The organism is Paenibacillus sp. JL3B1040, from assembly GCF_057063165.1.
Window position 1 is genome coordinate 3204008 of sequence record NZ_CM169317.1, and the last position, 18534, is coordinate 3222541.

An 18534-nucleotide genomic window follows, 5' to 3' on the forward strand; every position below is an offset into this window, starting at 1 on the left:
TCACCTACACTTTCTCTTTCACGGCTTTGCCGAACAACCCTTCCGGCTTGAAGATCAACACCGCGATCAGGATCAGAAAAGCGACGACGTCCTTATACTCCCCGCCAAGCGCGCCGCTGGTCAAGACCGACAGGTTGGCCGACGAGAACATTTCCAGCACGCCGATGAACAACCCGCCGAACATAGCACCCCGGATATTGCCGATCCCGCCGAGAACCGCCGCGGTGAAAGCCTTCATTCCGAGGATAAACCCGATATAAGGATCGATGGTTCCGTACTGCTGGGCAAACAGGACGCCGGTCCCGCCGCCAAGCGCCGATCCGATAAAGAAAGTCAACGCGATCACCTTGTTCACGTTAATGGACATCAGCGACGCCGTTTCCCGGTCCTGAGCTACGGCCCGCATGGCGGTGCCCCATTTGGTGCGATTTACGAAAAAATCGAGCCCCACCATTAAAACGACCGCCACAACCACGACGATGATCGTATTCATCTTCAGAAACGCATCGTCAAACCCGCTCCACAAGGAAGAGGCGCCTAACTTCAAGTTCTCGCCGTACAATGAAATGCCGGTGACGATAAAATTCCCCGTCCGGATATCCGCGATAAATCGGACGATATCCTGCAGCAGGAAGGACACCCCGATCGCCGAGATCAGCGAGATGAGCTTCGGAGCCCGGCGGAGCGGCCGGTAGGCCACCCGCTCAATTCCGATCCCGAGCAGTCCGGTTGACAGCATCGCCGTCGCCAGGATGAGGAAGTAAGCAAGTCCGGCGGGCAGCCCGGTCAACCACCCTGCCGAATTCATCGTCAGCAGGGCGGCGGTGCCCACAAACGCGCCGGTCATAAAGATTTCCCCATGCGCAAAATTGATGAATTCGAGGATGCCGTATACCATCGTATAGCCGATGGCCACCACCGCGTAGACCGCGCCCAAGGTTAATCCGTCCACCAAAACCTGGGGGAGTGTTTGCAGGATCATATCCATAAGTCCTAACCCCTTCTGCGTTATTGCCGAAACCCAAGATCACTTCGGCTGCTCAATTTCCGATACCATCGTGCCAGGGTAGGTTGACGTTTCGAATTTATAGATGAAAACCTTGGCGAACTCGTTATCGCCTTTGTCGTCGAAGCTGACCTTGGTCGCGATGCCCTCGAAATCGGTCGTGGCCCGGACCGCGTCGCGAACCTGCCCGCGGGTTGGCAGCTTGCCGCCATTCGCTTCAATCGCTTTCTTCACCGCGTTCAGAATCACATTCATCGAATCATACGCATAGGCGGAATAGTTCTCGACGGATTTGCCGAACTTTGCTTGATATTGGTCCGCCCATTCCTTATTGGACTTCGTGACGTCCGTCGACACGGAGCTGTAAGCGACTTCGGTCAACTTGTCGCCGGCGATGTCCACCATCCCCGACGAATCCAGTGCGTCTCCACCCATGATCGGCACCGTGATGCCCTTCTCGCGGGCCTGTTTGACGATCAGTCCGGCCTCCGCATACATCCCGCCGAAGAAAATAAAGTCCGGCTTCTTGCTAAGCACCTGGTTCAGCACCCCGTTAAAATCCTTTTCCCCGACCGTGATGCCCTCATAACCGGCGATCGTGGCTCCGAGTTCTTCGGCCGCGCTGCGGAAAGCGTCGGCCAATCCTTGCCCGTAAGCCGTTTTATCCTGGATGACGAAAATATGTTTCGCTCCGACCGTTTTCACGGCATATTCGGCGCCCGCCGGTCCCTGAAAATCGTCGCGGGCGACGATGCGGTTGGCCACCTGGAGTTTGCGGTCGGTGAAGTCGGTCGCCGTGCTGGCCGGGGAGACCATCGGAATCCCGTATTTCTCGTACACGACCGAGCTCGGAATCGAGACTCCGGAGTTCAAATGCCCGAGCACCGCCAATACCGCCTGATCGGCACCGATCAATTCGGAATTGGCAACCCCTTTCTTCGAATCGCCCTGGTCGTCGTAAGGCACGAACCGCAAGTCAAATCCGAGTTCCTTAAATTCCGCTTGGCGTTCCTCCAGCGCCATCTGCCCCCCGAGCTTGATCGATTCCCCTTGGATGGCCGAGCCCCCGGATAACGGGGATTGCGAAGCGATTTTGATAACCGGAAGTTCGCCTCCGGCGGCGGTATTCCCATCCGCCGGTTTCGTTTCGTTGCCGGACGAATTGCACGCCGAAAGCAACCCGATCATTAAACAAGTACTGACTAGCCATGCCCATCTTTTTTTCCCCTTCATACGCATCCTCCTAAAATGGTTCTTCTTTCTAGGGGTTAGCCCCAATTTGCGTTACTTTCACGTCACGTATACTAACAATAAATCATTCCATTCCCATAAATATGTTAGTATTCGTCACATTTGAAATCACATTAATCCCGCACCTACGCAAAACTACATTTTCCCACTTCAACTATAAAACGGAAATGTTAATTTATTTTACGCGCGATTTTCTTCTTCCTCGCCGAGCACAAAAAAGCCCCGCCCTTCGAATAGGGCGGAGCTTGAATCGCAGTTTGTCTTTAGGATATTTTTAGGCTTGACTTAACGGCTTATTCATCCGGTATCCGTTGCAGCTGAAGCCGCAATGCTCATAGAATGCTTTGGCGGACAGATGGTTTTCCCGGGCTGTGGATAACACCAAATCCGTGCTCCCCCGCTCGCGGGCCCACTTCTCCGCTTCCTCGATCAATCGTCTCCCGACGCCCGTACCACGGTGCTTCTCATCCACAACCAATGCCGTAATCCGGGTGACCGGTTTACTCATATCATGCGTCTGATGCTGCTTGAGAAAAGCCGTCCCTACGACCACACCGTCGAGTTCCGCCACCAGGTTGCCCAGCAGCAGCTGGCCTTCCAGCATCCCTAGACGTTCCTTCAGCACACTCGCCGTCATCGGATAACGCAACTGACGCATTAAAGGAAGCATGTGTTGAACATCGTCGCAACATCCGTTGCGAATGACCAAAGCCGGAGCTAACGCCTCAATACTCAATTGGACCAAACCACCTTTATTTAATTTGCCGATAACAATCCTATTTTATTTTCCGGCTTTGCGGGCAAGATTGCAATAGTTATAATTAAAAATGTAAATATTTTTCGATAAAAAGTTACAAATAGCGAAATTGGGCTTCGACCAAGCCGTAATAGATTCCCTTTTTCTCCATCAATTCCCGGTGCGTGCCCGATTCTTTGATCTCGCCGTGATCCAAAACGACGATTTGGTCGGCGCTGCGGATGGTCGAGAGCCGGTGGGCGACGATAAAAGAGGTCCTCCCTTTGAGCAGCACCTTAAGCGCCTCCTGGATCTTCAGCTCGGTCTCCGTATCGATACTGGCCGTCGCCTCGTCGAGGATGAGAATCCGCGGATTCGCCAGCAGCGCCCGGGCAAACGACAATAGCTGGCGCTGCCCCATTGACAGCACGTTGCCGCGCTCCTCCACCTCGGTATCGTAGCCGGCCGGCAGCTTCATGATGAAATCGTGGGCGTCCACCGCCCTGGCCGCGGCTTCCACATCCGCGTCCGTCGCATCCAGCCGCCCGAATCGGATGTTGTCCCGAATCGTTCCCGAGAAGATGAACGTATCCTGCAGCACAACACCGATTTGACTGCGCAGGCTCTGAACGGTGACATCACGAATGTCATGACCATCGATCACCAACGAACCTTCGCTTGGATCATAAAATCGGCTGAGCAGGTTGATGATCGTGCTTTTTCCCGAGCCCGTATGGCCAACGAGCGCAATCGACTGACCGGCGTGAACGTCCAGATCGATGCCTTTTAAGGCCGGACGTCCTTTTTCATATTCAAAGACAACCCGGTTAAAGCGGATCTCGCCCGTAATGGCCGGCAGCGGCTTCGCCCCCGGTTTATCGGCAATCATCGGCTCCTCGTCGATAAATTCGAAGATCCGTTCGGAGGAAGCCATCGCCACGAGCAATTGGTTATACATTTGTCCCAGGCGATTGATCGGGTCCCAGAAGTTGCCCACATAGTTGCTGAACGCGACCAGCAGGCCAATCGTCAGTTCTCCGGACTGAATCAGATAAACGCCCAGCACAAACAAAACGAACGTGCCGATGCCCCCGGTGATTTCAATTAATGGCCCAAACGCCTGGTTCATGGCCGACGCTTTATCCCACGATTTTTTGCTGCTCAGGTTCATCGAATCGAAGTAACGCATGTTCTCCCGCTCTTGGGTGTAGGCTTGGGTGACGCGGATGCCCTGAATCGACTCGTTCAAATGGGAATTGATCCGCGAATTCTTCATACGGACTTCCTGCCAGGCCATCCGGATTTTTTGCCGCAGCTTGGTGGAGATCAGGAACATAATCGGTACGGTAATCATCACCGCAAGCCCCAGCTTCCAGTTGATCAGCAGCAGAATCACGACGATTCCGGCCAGTTGTACGCAGTCGATCATCAGGTTAACGACCCCGTTGGTGAACAGCTCCTGCAAAGAATTGACGTCATTGGTCACCCGCACCAGCACCGAACCGGCCGGACGTTTATCGAAGAAGTTAAACGACAGCTTCTGGATATGCTTAAACAAATGGGCGCGCAAATCATAGATAACCTTCTGCCCAATCATGTTCGTATATTTGATCCGGTATACGCCGGAAGCCCATTGGATCAGGTATAACGCCAGAACGGCGGCGGTGATGCCGTACAGCAGCGATAAGCTGGTTTGGCCGTTCTCCGGCGCGATCGCCCGGTCGATGGCCAAACTCGTCAAATAAGGCACGGCCAGCTTCGTCAACGTACCGAGCACCGTCATCAGGATGATCAAGGGCAGCATCTGTTTGGCATAGGGAATCATGTAAGCGAAGAGCCGGCGAAATTGCTGCCAATCAAACGCCTTATCCATCACCTCGTCATCTTGATAGACAAACCGTTCCTCGATTTTGCCGCGTGCCGATTCCTTGCCCGGCCCTCGCTTATGCTCGGTGACCGTTTGCGTATTCATGCCATCTCCCCCCCTTCACCAAGGGCCGTTCCAGCCAAATGGTCCGCGTATTGGATACGGTACACGTCCCGGTACGGACCGGGCGATTCGATCAGCTCCTCATGTTTCCCGCGCTGGACGACCCGCCCTTCGTTCAAGACGAGGATTTCATCGGCATGCCGCAGCGACGAGATCCGGTGGGCGATAATAAACGTCGTTCGCCCCCGCATAACCTCTTGAAAGCCGGATTGGATCTCCTGCTCGGTCTCCATGTCCACCGCGCTGGTGGCATCGTCCAGAATGAGGATTTTCGGATTTTTGAGCAGGGCACGGGCGATGGCGATCCGCTGCTTCTGTCCGCCGGACAATCCCAGCCCTCGTTCCCCTACCACCGTATCGTAACCATCCGGCAGCTCCATGATAAACTCGTGCGCCTTAGCCAATTGGGCGGCGCGGATGATCTCCTCCATGGACACGTTGGTCATGCCGTAGGCGATATTCCCTTTGATGGTCGAGGAGAATAGGAACGTCTCCTGGAACACCGTGGCGATTTGGTTGCGCAAACTGCGCACGCTGAGCTCCCGGATGTCTTTGCCATCCAGACGGATATGGCCTTTGTTCACGTCGTAAGCGCGCATCAGCAATTGAATAATCGTCGATTTGCCGGAACCGGTGCCGCCGAGAAAACCGATCACGGAGCCGGGCGGCGCATGGAAATCGATGTCGACCACGGCAGGCATTTTATTTCCGTAAGCAAACGTAACCCCCTCAAACCGAACATCGCCGCGAACCTGCTCCGAGTCGAGCTCCATCGCCTGCGCTTCATCTTTGACGTCGATCGGTTGATTCAAAATTTCCAGCACCCGTTCCCCGGACGCCTTGGATTGCGTATAGTTGTTAATATGGAAGCCAAGCCCCCACATCGGTCCGATAATAAACCAGATTAAGCTGAAGAAGGCGACCAGATCGCCGAGCGACAGCTGCCCCTTGATCACCAGCGTTCCTCCGACCGACAGGAGCACCGCCACACTGATCGAAGCCAGCAACTCCATCACCGGAAAGAACTTGCTCCATAAAGTAGCCGCGAAAATCTGGTTATTCTTATAGCGCTCGTTCCGGTGCGAGAATTTCTCCACTTCGTGCGGCTCCCGGGCGAACGATTTGACGGTGCGCACGCCGGTTACGTTTTCCTGCACCGCGGTCGTCAAGGAACTGAGCGCCTGGCGCATTTCCTGGAACGCCGGATGGATTTTCGACTCGAATTTGAGCGCCACGCCGGCCAGAAACGGAATCGTGATCATCGTCAGCAAGGTCAACTGCCAATGAATGGACAGCATGACCGCCGATCCGAACGTCACCATCAGAATGAGATTGAGCAGTTGGGCAAAGCCGAACCCGACGAAGTTGCGGATTGCTTCCAAATCCCCCGTCAAGCGCGACATTAAGTCCCCCGTCCTGGCCGTATCGTAATAGCGGAACGACAAAAACTGCAGCTTCTCGTAGCATGCGTTACGCAGGCGATAGGCAAGATAGTTCCCCAATCGCCCGCCGAAAAAACCGTGCAGAAATTGCAGGAGCGCCTTAACGGCCACGACGGAAACCGCCGTTGCGGCAATCCATACAACTTCCCCGTAATTTCCCGGACGTATCACATCGTCAATCAACTTGCGCAGCAGCATCGGATAGACTAAACCCAGTCCGGTCGCGGCCGCCAAACATAATATCGACAACACCAAGTAATTCAACCTTGCCTGATAATAGCCCCGCAGTTGCCTGAGAACCTCCATGTCTCTCCTCCTACACACCGTTTCTTGGAATGCCTTGCAAAAAGCCCGTCTACCAAGGGTTCCGGACGTCTTGGTGCGATATCCGAGAGAGCCGTCAGAACGCGCAAAACCTCTCACAGCCTGAGAGCATGCGCTTACATGGCCTTGGCTCCTTGCAGTTTATCATCAGGATTTTCCCGCGGCAAAACGAAGAAAAGCCTAATATCCCTTATATTTGGAATATTAGGCCTCTATCCCGGGCAAATCCGGCTTATCTTTCATAAAAAGCTTCCATTTCCTCCACATCCCGCCCAATTTGCTCAAGAATGCTCTTCCAATGGGCGATCTCCTCCGAAGGGGCTTGGGAGCCTTGGATGCTCTGCTCCCATTCCTCCCACAAACCGCGGAAGGTTGCGGCGGTTTGCTCCTTGCGGACCGCGATTTCACGTTCATAATGCTCCCGGAACTTCATCTCCATCCCCTCGACGATCTCCTTCAGCTTGGCAAGCAGCGGTTCCTCAAGTTTGGCCCGCAGTTGCATGCGGCCGCCACCTTCAAAGAAGGACTTCGGATTTTTGAAGAACGGCCAATACGTCTCCGGCAGCAAGGTTCCGCTGTCCAACAAACCTTCCGGGATCACCGGCGTATTCCAGTTTGCTTCGCTCTGCGAATAACTGAGCGGCATTTCCAGAGCAGCTTCATGCCGACGGCACCATGCTTCCGCTTCACGATTCAGCAGCGTTTCGGCTTTGCGCTCCAGGCGCAGCGTTGTGGCGAGCAGCTCTCGCTCCAACTCGCCCGAAACCTGACCCAGCCAGCCATGCATCGCAACGGTAAAGTTGCGTTTCAGCGGACCGTTGCGCTCCTGCAGAAGCGAAGGGTGGAAAAATTCGGCGAACAGCTCCAACGCCTGCAGCCGCACCCGCTGCACGACGTGGAACAGCAGCTCGGCATTCTCCTGCCCCCACTCCCGGCCGATATCGACCTGGACGAACTCCGCAACCGCCTGCTCGAAGACATCCCGGCGTTCATGCAGAGCGGCGAGCTGCTGTTCCGCGCTTTTCGTGGTTTGCCCGGCCGCCTCGGTCCATTTAAACAACCGTTCGTGCAACTGCTTCAGCAGCGCGGCCGCGGACGAAACGGCCAGGTTGCCCAGATCTTGCTCCAGGAAAGCCGAGAACCGCTGCCGGAAAAGAGCGAAACCCGGATCGTCCGCGGCGTTCTCCCGGCTTGCGGCCATGGCGCGCATGCTGGATACGGCATACACGCTTGGCTGTTGAATACCAGCCGCTCGCAAGCCGTCCCGTACATGCTCCACGACGGCGGTCAACTCCTCCTCCGAGGCCGCAAGATCGGCCGCATTAACGACAAAGAACATTTTATCGAGAGCAAAGCTGCCCTTAATTCGGCCCAGTTGGCTCAGCAGCTGCTTGTCGGCGCGCGAAAACGCATGATTGTAGTACGTTACGAAAATGATCGCGTCGGAGTCTTTCATATATTGGAACGTGACCCCCGTGTGGCGGGCATGAATCGAATCCGCCCCCGGCGTGTCCACCAATACGATGCCCTGTTCGGTTAACGGGCAGCTGTAGTAAAAATCGATTTCGGCCACGAAGCACGCTTTCGCTTCGTTAGCCGCGTAGCTGCGGAACAATTCCGCCTCCACGACCTCGACCTGCCCGAGCCGTTCGGCAACCGCATCCCATCCGGCGGCCGCCGCCTTCAGGAAGCTGTAATGAGCCCGGCCGGCCGCCGGAATGTCTTCGGGTTTCAAGCGCCGAACCGCCTCCAGCCAGGCCGTTTCGGACCAAGCCCCCAAGCCGAGAGCTTGGAAGGAATAAGCCAAATCCTCGCGGATCGCCTCAGCGCTCTTGAATTTGACGGCTGCCGTTTGATGGCGCTGGCCGTCGGCCGGCGCCATCACGCGGATGATCGCCGCGGTGGTCGGATGCGGCGAGACGGGCAGCACGGCTTCGCCCAGCAAAGCGCTGGCGAAGGACGATTTCCCGGCGCTGAACGCCCCGAACAGCGCCACAGTGAAGACGCCGCCGCGCAGCTCGGCGGCGCGCCGGGTCAGCTCCCTCACCCCGGTCCCGAAGGCCGGGTGGGGAGCCAGCCGCTCCGCGGCGGCCGTCAGGCGCGCGGCGGCGGCGAGCGCGCGCCCGCGCGCCGGCGCGGGCACCGTTGCCGCCGGGGCACCGCCCCCGGCGGCTTGCGCCTGCGGCGGCCGAGCGGCAGCGGCGGTGCCCGCCGCCTTCGCCGCCGCAGGCGCTCCCGCGCCGCTGCCCGCAGCGCGCGGCGCGGCCACCCCCGCCCTCACCTCCGGCAGTAGGCCGGGGGTGAGGGGCACGGGCGCGCCCAGCAGCGCGGCACAGCGCGCCGCGCGCGCTTCGGCGGCCGCGTCCAGCTGCGCCAGGGCGCGGGCCGCAGGCAGGCGCGCCGCCAGCTCGGCGCGCCTAGCGAGCGCCGCCGCAGCTTCGGCGGCGCGGCGCGGCGACGGCGCGGCGAGCAGCGCGTCGATCACGCCCGCGGCCGCGCGACGGTAGCGCACGGCGATGCCGGCGCCCACCGCCGCCGCGTAGTGCAGCGTCGACTCGCCGGACAGCGTCGCTCCGCCCGGCAGCGGCTCCGTGATCCACGCCGCCTCCGGCTTCGGCATCCGCTCGTCGAGCTGCCGCTCCCAGGCTTCGCCCCACAGCTCCAGCTCCTGACCGATCGCCCGCAGCTCCTGGCGCACATGCCAATCCAGCTGCGCTTGGGCTTGCTCCCCCAGCGCCTGCAGAAACGCGGTTTGGCGCGCCAGTTTCTCCGCTTCCGTCCTCCCGCCGGCGAACCAGCCCTTCGCTTTAAAGCCCGGCGCCCGGCTCTCCAGGAAACGCCCGGCGAGCTCCCGCAGCGGCGGCGTCATCAACTGCGCCGTCTCCAGCAGGCTGCCGATGCGGCGCAGCCACTCCTGCTTCCGCAGCTCCCACGCCGGCTCTCCCGACGGGCCAGCGGCCTCCAGCATCCGCAGCTCTTCCTCCATCGCCGATACGTCCGTTTCTCCGCCCGCTTCCTGCTCAAGCCGCTCGCGCCGGTCCCGCTCCGCCTCGGCCGCCCGGGCCAAATGGGCTTCGACCGACTGGGCGGCCGAGGCATAAGCGCCGTATTCCAGCAACCCGTCGCCCCGGTCAAACAAGGCGCGGACCGCTTCACGCAACTGCGGCAGCATATTGCCGGGAGCATCGTCCCGTTTCAAAGAGATATAGAAAATTCCCTTCGCCGCGATATTCCAAGCACCAAACGCCCCGCGGACCGAGTTCCGATAAGCTTCAAAAGCCAGTTCCTCTTCCCGGTGCTTATCGATTTGATTCACAACCATAAAAACCGGCTTCCCGTAATCGCACAGCGATTTGGCGAAGCTTAAATTCGTCTCCGAAGAAACGTGGTTATAATCCATCACGTAAAAAACGACATCCGCCAAGTGCAAAGCGGAGTGCGTAGCCATCGCATGGCCGGCGTCATTGGAATCGACCCCCGGCGTATCGAGCAACACGCCGCCGCGCGGCGGCAGCTTCACCTGATCCCAGAGCTCGATGCGGGCGTATTCTTCCCCGTTAAGGCAATATGCCGCCACTTCATCCACCGGCACTTTCGCCTTGGCTTTGGCCGGATCGGCCGGCGTCAGCAGCGCATGCGGCTCCCCTGCCCGAATGAGCACCACGTTAGCGCTGGTCGGGAGAGGACTGGACGGCATCACGGCTTTCCCGCATAACGCATTGATCAAACTCGACTTTCCCGCCGAAAAATGGCCGCAAAACGCCGCAACCAGCTCCCGCCGGCCCAGCTTATCGCCAACCTCGCGCAGTTCCGCCGCCGCAGTCAGATCCCCTTCTCTCTCCAGCAGGTCCCGCAGCCGATGCAGCCGCTCCTGCAGGGTGTACTCCGTCTTCGTTATCGTCCGATCCATCTAAGCCCCTCCGTTTTCCACGCTGCGAAATCAAGTTTCATTTTGATTTTGATTATTCATATTTTAACATTTCCCTGTGCGCTTGGAAACGCTCCTCGCTGCGGATCTTCCTCTTCTCGCCGCACGTCCAGCCCGTCAACTTAGGTACCCAAGCGTTGCTAAGCTTGTGCGAAAGCGAAAGTCATATCTATCAGCTTCAGCTTGGCAGATGGAATCATGCCTATTCCCTTACCTCACTAGCAAGCAGGAGCCGAATGGCATGACATCATCATAATAAGTGCGCAGATGCAGTTATTTTCCCACATCTTCATCTAATCCGCTAAATAGCTGCACTCCTGCCGTTAATTTCCCCGCCGCCCCAGCATCCACTGCTTTCTTTGTGGATTCGTATGAATCTTCATGCAACGCTAATGGAAATAGAGGAGGTTTATAGCGCTATTTTCGAATATTCTTTCCGGATCGTTCTCCTAGGTCCTGCACAGCGCACAATCCCCCTTTCTTAGTTAGGCAAGTTACTCGCGCTCAACCGGCTGAAGCCATTAAAAAAACCGTCTCCCGGGAGAGGCGGTTCGGCCCGCTTGCGGCCTGTGTTCCTTACAATACTAATACAACCCCGACTCCCGATCCGCCAGCACCTGCCCGGTGAGCGACAGGTCGTAATCGCCCAAAGACGCCAGCACCTCGCGCAGCTCGGACGATTCCAGCGCCTCGCGGAGCTTGGCGATCCACTCGCGGTTTTCCGGTTTGTTCAGCACGACGAGATCCACTCGCTCAAGGGTAAGCGGAACAAAATCGAGACCGGCGATCCGGGCCGGCCGTTCGCTGCCGACGCCGACGTCCGCCTGGCCCAAGGCAATCCGCCCCCCGAGCCCCATATGCGAGGTTTCCTCCTGGGCATACCCGCTGATGGAAGCGGGGGCAATCCCATGCTTGCGCAATTGTTCGTCAAGCAGCACTCGGGCGCCCGAGCCTTTCTCGCGGTTGATCAACCGAATCCCGGGCCGCGCCAGATCCTCCCAGGACCGAATGCCCAGCGGATTGCCCTGCTTGACGTAAAAACCGGCCCTGCGCGCCGCAAAATTCAGCACCATATAAGGGAGAGAAATGAACAGTTTGCGGATATACGGCAAATTGTATTCCCCCGAGTCCCCGTCATACAGATGCGTGCTGACGATATCGGCCGCGCCGTTGTACATCGCTACCAAGCTGTCCATGCTGCTGGCGAAGGAACGCAGCGGCCGGTACGAGCGGCCCTGGGATTCCAACGCTTTGGCCAAAAGGTCGAGCCCCGGGTCCTGGCCGGTAATCACCAGCGTCCTTGCGCCTTCCCTCGTTTCACCTCCGTCGCCATCCGGACGAGCCGGCACGGCATAAGGGACCTGGAATACCGGCATTCCGGCGGCGGAAGGCTTAGTTCCGCCTTTGGCCTTTTGCTTATAGGCTTCCAGGTCGGTGGAGTCCACCCTCATCTGTTTGCCGACCCGGTAAGCGGGAAGTTCCCCTTTTTTGATCAGATCGTAGACGGTTAACTTGGATACCTTCAACAGCTTGGCGATTTCCTCCGCCGTATAAGAGATCGGTTCGGTCATGTCTCTCTCCTTCATCCGTTTCGCCATAGTTCATGCAACTAGACTCATCTTACCGGGGATTTCCCTTTTTTTCAATGGAATGTCCCTTACGCATCTATGCAAGTCGTTATGTTTCGTATAATCTAGTTATAATTAGATATATCCAGGAGGATTACCCATGCCGAAAAATCGAAAACGGCCCATATGGACGGCTTTATTCGCCTTCATCCTGCTCCTCTCCGCCGGATGCGGCAGCAAGGAGACGGGAACCAGCCCTTCATCGGCAACGGCCGGAAATGAACCCGAAGCGGCGGAGCAAGTCGAACTGCTGGTCTCCGCCGCCGCCAGCTTGACCGAAAGTTTGGATGAGCTTAAGAGCCTGTACGAAGCCGAACACGGCAATATCAAGCTGACCTTCAACTACGCCGCCTCCGGCACGCTCCAACAGCAAATCGAACAAGGCGCCCCGGCCGACCTGTTCCTGTCCGCCGGGACCAAACAAATGGAGGCCTTGATCGACAAGGGACTCGTGGACAACCAGTTGACGGCAAACCTGCTCACTAACGAACTGGTGCTGGTCGTTCCGCAAGACGGTTCAATAGAGATTGACAAGATCGAGGATCTGGCAAATCTCGGCGACATCGCCATCGGCACGCCCGAATCCGTACCGGCCGGGAAATACGCGCAGCAAACCCTTGCTTTCCATAAGCTGTGGGACAGCCTGCAGTCCAAGCTGGTGCTGACAAAAGACGTCAAGCAGGTGCTGTCCTACGTCGAAACCGGAAACGTCGACGCCGGGTTCGTGTACAAAACCGACGCCGCCCTTTCCGATAAGGTCGAAGTGGCCTTGAGTGCGGAACCCGGAAGCCATGATCCGATCGAATATCCGGTCGGCGTCTTGAAGAACAGCGCCCATCCGCGCGAAGCCAAGGCTTTCTATGATTTCTTGTGGAGCGACCAGGCCCGGCAGGTGTTCAGCAAATACGGATTCACCCCGGCGGAGTGAAGGGCTTATGAGCGGACAAATGATTCCGGACCCATTCTGGGAGCCGGTCGTATTGTCAATGCAGGTGTCCATCGCCGCTACCGTCATCGCTTTTATGGCGGGACTGCTGGCGGCATGGCGGGTGTCCGCCGCTTCCTTCTACGGAAAAACGCTGGTGGAGACGGTCTTTCTCCTGCCGCTCGTGCTGCCGCCAAGCGTAGTTGGTTTTGTTTTGCTTGTGGTGCTGGGAAAGAACGGCTGGATCGGACAAGCCGCAGAAACCCTGTTTCACCTAAGCTTCGTGTTCCGGCCGCTCGGCGCGGTGGTTGCCGCGGCCGTCGTCAGCTTCCCGCTGATCTATCAAACGCTGAAGTCCGGCTTTTATGCGGTGGATCCGGAGCTGAAAGACGCGGCCCGCTCGCAAGGCGCCGGCGAATGGCAGGTGCTGCGGTATATTGTGCTGCCCCTCGCCTCCCGCTCCCTGCAAGCGGCGTTTATTCTTGGTTTCGCCCGTGCGCTCGGCGAATTCGGGGCGACAATGATGATTGCCGGCAACATCCCCGGCCGAACGCAAACGATCCCGACGGCGATTTATTTTGCCGTCGACGCCGGAAACCTGCCGCTGGCCTGGGCGCTGACGGGCTGCACCATTCTGCTGTCCTTTGGTCTGCTGTTGATCTCCTCCCGCTTGAAAAACGACTAAACTCCCCGTCAGGCAAGACGCTTGGCGGGGAGTTTTAATCGTACTCTAACGCAAAAAACCCCCTCCGGGGAGGCGTGCAAATCTGCACAAATCCTTGGAGGGGATTCTATTTCGCATATGCTTATGGGATTTCGCCCCGCTTAACCGACCACTTCCGCCGTTTCCGCCGGCAGCAAAATTTCAAAAACTTTGCCATGCTGCAAAATCGTAATGCCTCTGGTTTTGTCCTTCATCACAACGACCTCCGGTTTTGCGGACATCCGCTCCAGATAATGCTCGGGCACCTCGCCGGAGTTGCTGACGACCAAACCTTCGACTTCGCGCTCGTCGTTTTCGCCCAGTTGCAGGCCGATCACTTGCTCAAACACATCCGAAAATTGTTCAAAATTATCGGTATACACAGAAATGCATCTCATGGGGTCTCTCATCCTCACCTATTCATTATCTTTTTTTGCCGCACTTCTCTTATTTTTTCTGACTTGCGGCGTTTTCATACGTTTTTTGCCTTCGCGGCATACGTCGAGCAGCGGGCAAACCTCACATTGCGGATTTTGCGCCTTGCAGTGGTACCTTCCGAAAAAAATGAGGCGATGATGCGTTAATGTCCACTCTTCTTTCGGAACCCGCTTCATGAGCTTCTTCTCCACCTCAAGCACGGAATCGTTCCATCCGGCCAACCCCAGTCGTTTGCTGACGCGCTCCACATGCGTGTCCACCGCGATGGCCGGCACGCCGAAGGCGTTCGAAACTACGACGTTTGCCGTTTTGCGCCCGACGCCGGGAAGCTCGACCAGACGCTCATGTTCCCGAGGCACCTCGCCGCCGTACCGCTCCAGCAAAATCCGGCATAAATTTTGAATATGCTTCGCTTTGCTGCGAAACAAACCGATTTTGCGGATATCCTGTTCCAGTTCCTCCAGCGGCACCGAAACGTAATCTTCGGGAGTTTTGTACTTCCGGAACAAGTCGGCCGTGACTTTATTCACGGTCGCGTCGGTGCACTGTGCGGACAGGAGCACGGCAATCGTAAGTTCGAAGGCGTTCTCGTGGTTCAACTCGCAGCGCGCATCCGGAAACATGGCACCGATGGTATCCAAAATATGGCGGGCCTCTGCTGCCTTCATGTCTCCACCCCTTTCTCTGGAGATCGGTTTTATCCGCGAAAAAACCGTCCTGATCCGGGAAACATCCCGCATCAAGACGGTTGATCTCACGAAAAATGATTATTGCTTTTCGATTTCAACCAGCTTGTCCCCGTTGAAATACAAAACAATTTTATCATTAATCTGGAGCGATTGCACGGATATTGTCGTGTCGCCTTGGTGAATATATGTGTCCGCCGTTACCGCAAATCGGTAATTGGTATCCGACGTACTGGACCGATATACGATAATCTCTTTGCTTACCCCGTCGTACCGGGATAACTTGCGCTCCTGCGAGGTCAGCACTTTGACGACGACCGTTCCTCCGGTATCCTTGCGAACTTCAACGCGATCGCTTGTCGTCAGCGAAGCGGTGCTCGTGCTGACTTCGGTTCCCCGCTGTACCTTCACGCCGCTTGCCAGCGAAAAAGTCTCCTCGGTACCGGTGAAGGATTTCACCGTTAATATCGTTCCGTCTACGCTTTGAATCTTACCCAACGTCAGCTTCACGACTTGCAGCGAGACGGCCGTTTGCCCGTTGAACGTAACGTTGATCGTCTGTCCGGCCTTCAGGTCGCCGACTTTGATCGCTCCGCCGTTTTCGCCGAACAATAATGCCTGGTCAACATAGAAGTCTCTAGAAACTCCGTCTGCCGTTGCCCGAATCCGACTTCTGGACGTATCTACCGACACGATTTCGAACTGGATGGAAGTCTTCACCGCCAACGTTTGCAGTGCGTCCTGATTCGCCGTCAGCATGGCGGTCACCGGATCTCCGGCTTTGATATCAGACAGCGAGGCGCTAGCTTTCCCATAGATGCTAATCGATGGGGTAATTCCTTGATAAGGGATTTCCACGGTTTTGCCGTTGCCCAGCAGGATCGTGACTTTCTTCGTCGTGGTATTCGTCGACACGTAAGTACCTTCATACTTGTAAGTCACTTCCAAATTGACCACGCGCGAGCCTACCACCGTCAGATCGACTCTGCGTCCTTTGGACAGCAGCGCCTCCAGACCGGACAGAGTTGGCGCCGTCGTGTTATAGGTGTATTTCGTCTTTTCGTCGATGACGAATACATACGGTTTTTCAGCGGCATCGATTACGGTGAGCGCCTTGGTTTTGGCGTCATAGTTGAGCACGGTAGCGCTCGCCAACTGCTCGGACTGCCGTCCGGTGACAACGATTTTCGTTACTTCGTCGTCGGGGTTTAATGTCAACTCGACCTTGTCCCCGCCGTTTTCGTCGGTGATCAAATCCTCCAGGTGCGCCTCGGCGATGCCGTTGATTTGTACGACAACATCTTTGGCCAATCGTTTGATTTCATCGCGTCCGCTGGCGTTCGTATAGCTGAGCAGCGTGTCGCCCGTGAGACTCAGCAGCGTACCGGTCACCGTGCGCTCCGTTGCTTGAGTGACTTCCAGGGAAGCCAGGACACCGTTCTTGACCGAATAGTTTACGGAAGCCCCGGTATTCACTTCACCCATTTGATTTAACCGTTGATTTTGATACAGCAAAATCGTCTTATCATCAAACTTGAATGTTTCTTCACTGCCGTTGGCGACTTTGATCGTGACGGTTTTCCCGGTGAGGTCCACTTTGGAAACCGTACCGCTGCCGGATACATTCCCCACGGATTGCAGTTGTACGATCACCGGCTTTTTCTCGGCAGTAAACGTTTCGCGCTGGATCACTACCGTACTATCCGGCGTAAGATCGCCGACCTTGATGGCATTCCCGTACTGATCGACAAAAGATGTGTTACTATCATAGTTCAAGGTCACCGGAGTGTTATTTACTAACACCAGCAATTGATTATTTCCCGGGTTCCATAGTATCGTTCCTTCCGAACGTTCCAACTGCTGATTCGGATCGGTCACTTCCACATAAGCGGCCGAGCCTACCTTATCCACGGCCAGCACTTTCGTATACAGCTTCAAAGCGCTCTTTGAGGCTCTCGATTCGGAATCCTTCGTAAAATAGACGGACCGATTGTCCAACGTAAAGCTCTTCATCTGGCCGTTCGTATACAACGTCAGCTTGTTGTCCGTCAGCTCGGTCACGATCCCCTCGTAGACGTTGGCGTAACCCGGATTTACGTATTCGCCGCCGCGGCTTAAGAAGGTAGCCATCTGGGCCCGCGTTACTTTGCCGAGCGGATCAAAGCGATTGCCTTCAACCCCTTTGGTCAGGTTCAGCTGAACCGCGACATTTACATAACCGCGCGCATTCGCCGAAATGCTCGATTGATCGGCAAACCCGGTCGACATGGAGGCCGAGGCTTTGGCTTCCGCATCTTTGCCAAGGGAACGCACGAGAATTTTGGCGACCCATTCCCGCGAAGCCTTCTTCTCGCCCCACGCTTCCCCTTCCTTCGTGGCGGCGATCTCTTCATTCTTGTCGATCAATTTCTTCGACAGCGCCAGTTCCAAATAAGGTTTAAAATAATTGCCGACCTTGAGATCCGCCGGAGCGTCGGAACCGCTGCCCAACTGGGAATCCAGGTTCATGAACCGGATGGCCATCGTAATCGCTTCCTGCTGGGTCACACTATCGCCCGGCCGGAATTTTCCTGCATCGCCGAGGATAATCCCTTCGGCCGCCAGTTTGTAGATATGTTTCTCCGCCCAAAATCCGTTCTGTACATCACTGAACAAAGCTACCGTCGCGACATTTTGCGAGGGGTTTACGTTCGGCGTTTCCTCGGCGAATGCCGCCGTTGTTCCGCCCAAACACATGGCCGTAACCAGCATGGCGGATACCGCTCTTTGGGTACTGCGTTTAAACGTGCGTTTATAGGATGCCATCCAATTCTTCCTTTCTACTATAAAAGATCTCCATATATCCTTTCGACGGCGGACGGTCGAGTTCCTCCCCGATTCCTTAATTTCTTGACAACGGATGCGTCAGTTCGACATGCCCCATCAAGGTATCGACGGGAGTTCCATCGACCCGCAACTCGATCGCTTGCACCTCGTCGAATTGGAACAGGGTGTTTTTCAAAGCATCGAGAGCCAGCGCTTCCCCGCCTGCGCCAAGGCGCGCTTCATCGGGGAGCGACAAGTCGACGGTGACCGTTCCGTCCTTCAAATCGGCGGAACGAAACTCGGCTTTGCCCCACAGGGAGAACTGCTTGGCGCTACTTGGGGTTTGCAGCGCTTTAAGGGCCGCCAAATATTTGTCCTCCTCCGCTTGATAAGTGATCCCGCGGCTTGCTTTGGTTAACTCCAACATCTGATCGTCGGTATAATACGTCTCGATCGTTTCCGTAATCTGCGGCGGCGGATTCATCTCTCCCGCTCCTTGCGACGAATCCTCCTCCTGCGGCGAAGCCGCGTTCGGAGGCAGCACGTTCTCCTGGTTTGCCTCGGCGTTCTCCGCTCCGGCGTCCGGAGCGGTCTGCGGTTTTTGCCCGCAGCCGCTGCTCAAGGCGAGCAGAAGAACCAAAACTCCCAAGATATAGCTTTTTCTGTTCACGG

13 protein-coding genes are annotated in these 18534 nt (G+C 56.6%); 2 read left to right on the forward strand and 11 right to left on the reverse strand.

The genetic code is table 11. The features are described 5' to 3' along the window. Positions 1–4: 4 nt before the first annotated feature. The 7 genes from ACZF99_RS14430 to ACZF99_RS14460 form a co-directional block, all read right to left on the reverse strand. Positions 5–988, reverse strand: coding sequence for a branched-chain amino acid ABC transporter permease (locus ACZF99_RS14430; RefSeq protein ID WP_483605768.1), 984 nt, complete (start codon positions 986–988; stop codon positions 5–7). A 39-nt stretch (positions 989–1027) separates the two neighbouring features. Next, the gene (locus tag ACZF99_RS14435; RefSeq protein ID WP_483605769.1) at positions 1028–2245 is read right to left on the reverse strand and encodes a branched-chain amino acid ABC transporter substrate-binding protein; all 1218 of its coding nucleotides are present in this window, start codon (positions 2243–2245) and stop codon (positions 1028–1030) included. A 286-nt stretch (positions 2246–2531) separates the two neighbouring features. Beyond that, positions 2532–2993 carry an N-acetyltransferase family protein gene (locus ACZF99_RS14440; protein ID WP_483605770.1) on the reverse strand — a complete coding sequence of 154 codons (462 nt, stop codon included), beginning with the start codon at positions 2991–2993 and terminating at the stop codon, positions 2532–2534. A gap of 115 nt (positions 2994–3108) precedes the next feature. After that, positions 3109–4965: an ABC transporter ATP-binding protein gene (locus ACZF99_RS14445; protein ID WP_483605771.1), complete on the reverse strand. Its 1857-nt coding sequence runs from the start codon at positions 4963–4965 to the stop codon at positions 3109–3111. Next, positions 4962–6731 (reverse strand): ABC transporter ATP-binding protein, encoded by a 1770-nt coding sequence (locus ACZF99_RS14450; protein ID WP_483605772.1) that lies wholly within the window; start codon positions 6729–6731, stop codon positions 4962–4964. Before ACZF99_RS14450 ends, ACZF99_RS14445 begins: the two co-directional genes overlap by 4 nt. A gap of 250 nt (positions 6732–6981) precedes the next feature. Continuing rightward, positions 6982–10659 carry a dynamin family protein gene (locus ACZF99_RS14455; protein ID WP_483605773.1) on the reverse strand — a complete coding sequence of 1226 codons (3678 nt, stop codon included), beginning with the start codon at positions 10657–10659 and terminating at the stop codon, positions 6982–6984. Positions 10660–11261: 602 nt separating this feature from the next. Next, positions 11262–12248, reverse strand: coding sequence for a substrate-binding domain-containing protein (locus tag ACZF99_RS14460; RefSeq protein ID WP_483612739.1), 987 nt, complete (start codon positions 12246–12248; stop codon positions 11262–11264). 157 nt (positions 12249–12405) lie between these two features. Between ACZF99_RS14460 and modA the strand changes: the two genes are divergently transcribed. After that, the gene (modA, locus tag ACZF99_RS14465; RefSeq protein WP_483605775.1) at positions 12406–13233 is read left to right on the forward strand and encodes a molybdate ABC transporter substrate-binding protein; all 828 of its coding nucleotides are present in this window, start codon (positions 12406–12408) and stop codon (positions 13231–13233) included. 7 nt (positions 13234–13240) lie between these two features. Beyond that, entirely contained in the window at positions 13241–13915 is a 675-nt protein-coding gene (modB, locus tag ACZF99_RS14470) for a molybdate ABC transporter permease subunit (protein WP_483605776.1), read from the forward strand. Between the two features lie 140 nt (positions 13916–14055). Here the strand turns inward: modB and ACZF99_RS14475 are convergent, their stop codons facing one another. The 4 genes from ACZF99_RS14475 to ACZF99_RS14490 all read right to left on the reverse strand — a co-directional run bounded on the left by ACZF99_RS14475 (position 14056) and on the right by ACZF99_RS14490 (position 18532). Further along, positions 14056–14331 (reverse strand): NAD/NADP transhydrogenase alpha subunit, encoded by a 276-nt coding sequence (locus ACZF99_RS14475; RefSeq protein ID WP_483605777.1) that lies wholly within the window; start codon positions 14329–14331, stop codon positions 14056–14058. Between the two features lie 18 nt (positions 14332–14349). Next, entirely contained in the window at positions 14350–15039 is a 690-nt protein-coding gene (gene nth / locus ACZF99_RS14480; RefSeq protein ID WP_483605778.1) for an endonuclease III, read from the reverse strand. Between the two features lie 99 nt (positions 15040–15138). Beyond that, complete coding sequence (locus ACZF99_RS14485) at positions 15139–17862, reverse strand: S-layer homology domain-containing protein (protein ID WP_483605779.1); 2724 nt, start codon at positions 17860–17862, stop codon at positions 15139–15141. A gap of 76 nt (positions 17863–17938) precedes the next feature. Further along, entirely contained in the window at positions 17939–18532 is a 594-nt protein-coding gene (locus tag ACZF99_RS14490) for a GerMN domain-containing protein (RefSeq protein WP_483605780.1), read from the reverse strand. Positions 18533–18534: the final 2 nt, after the last annotated feature.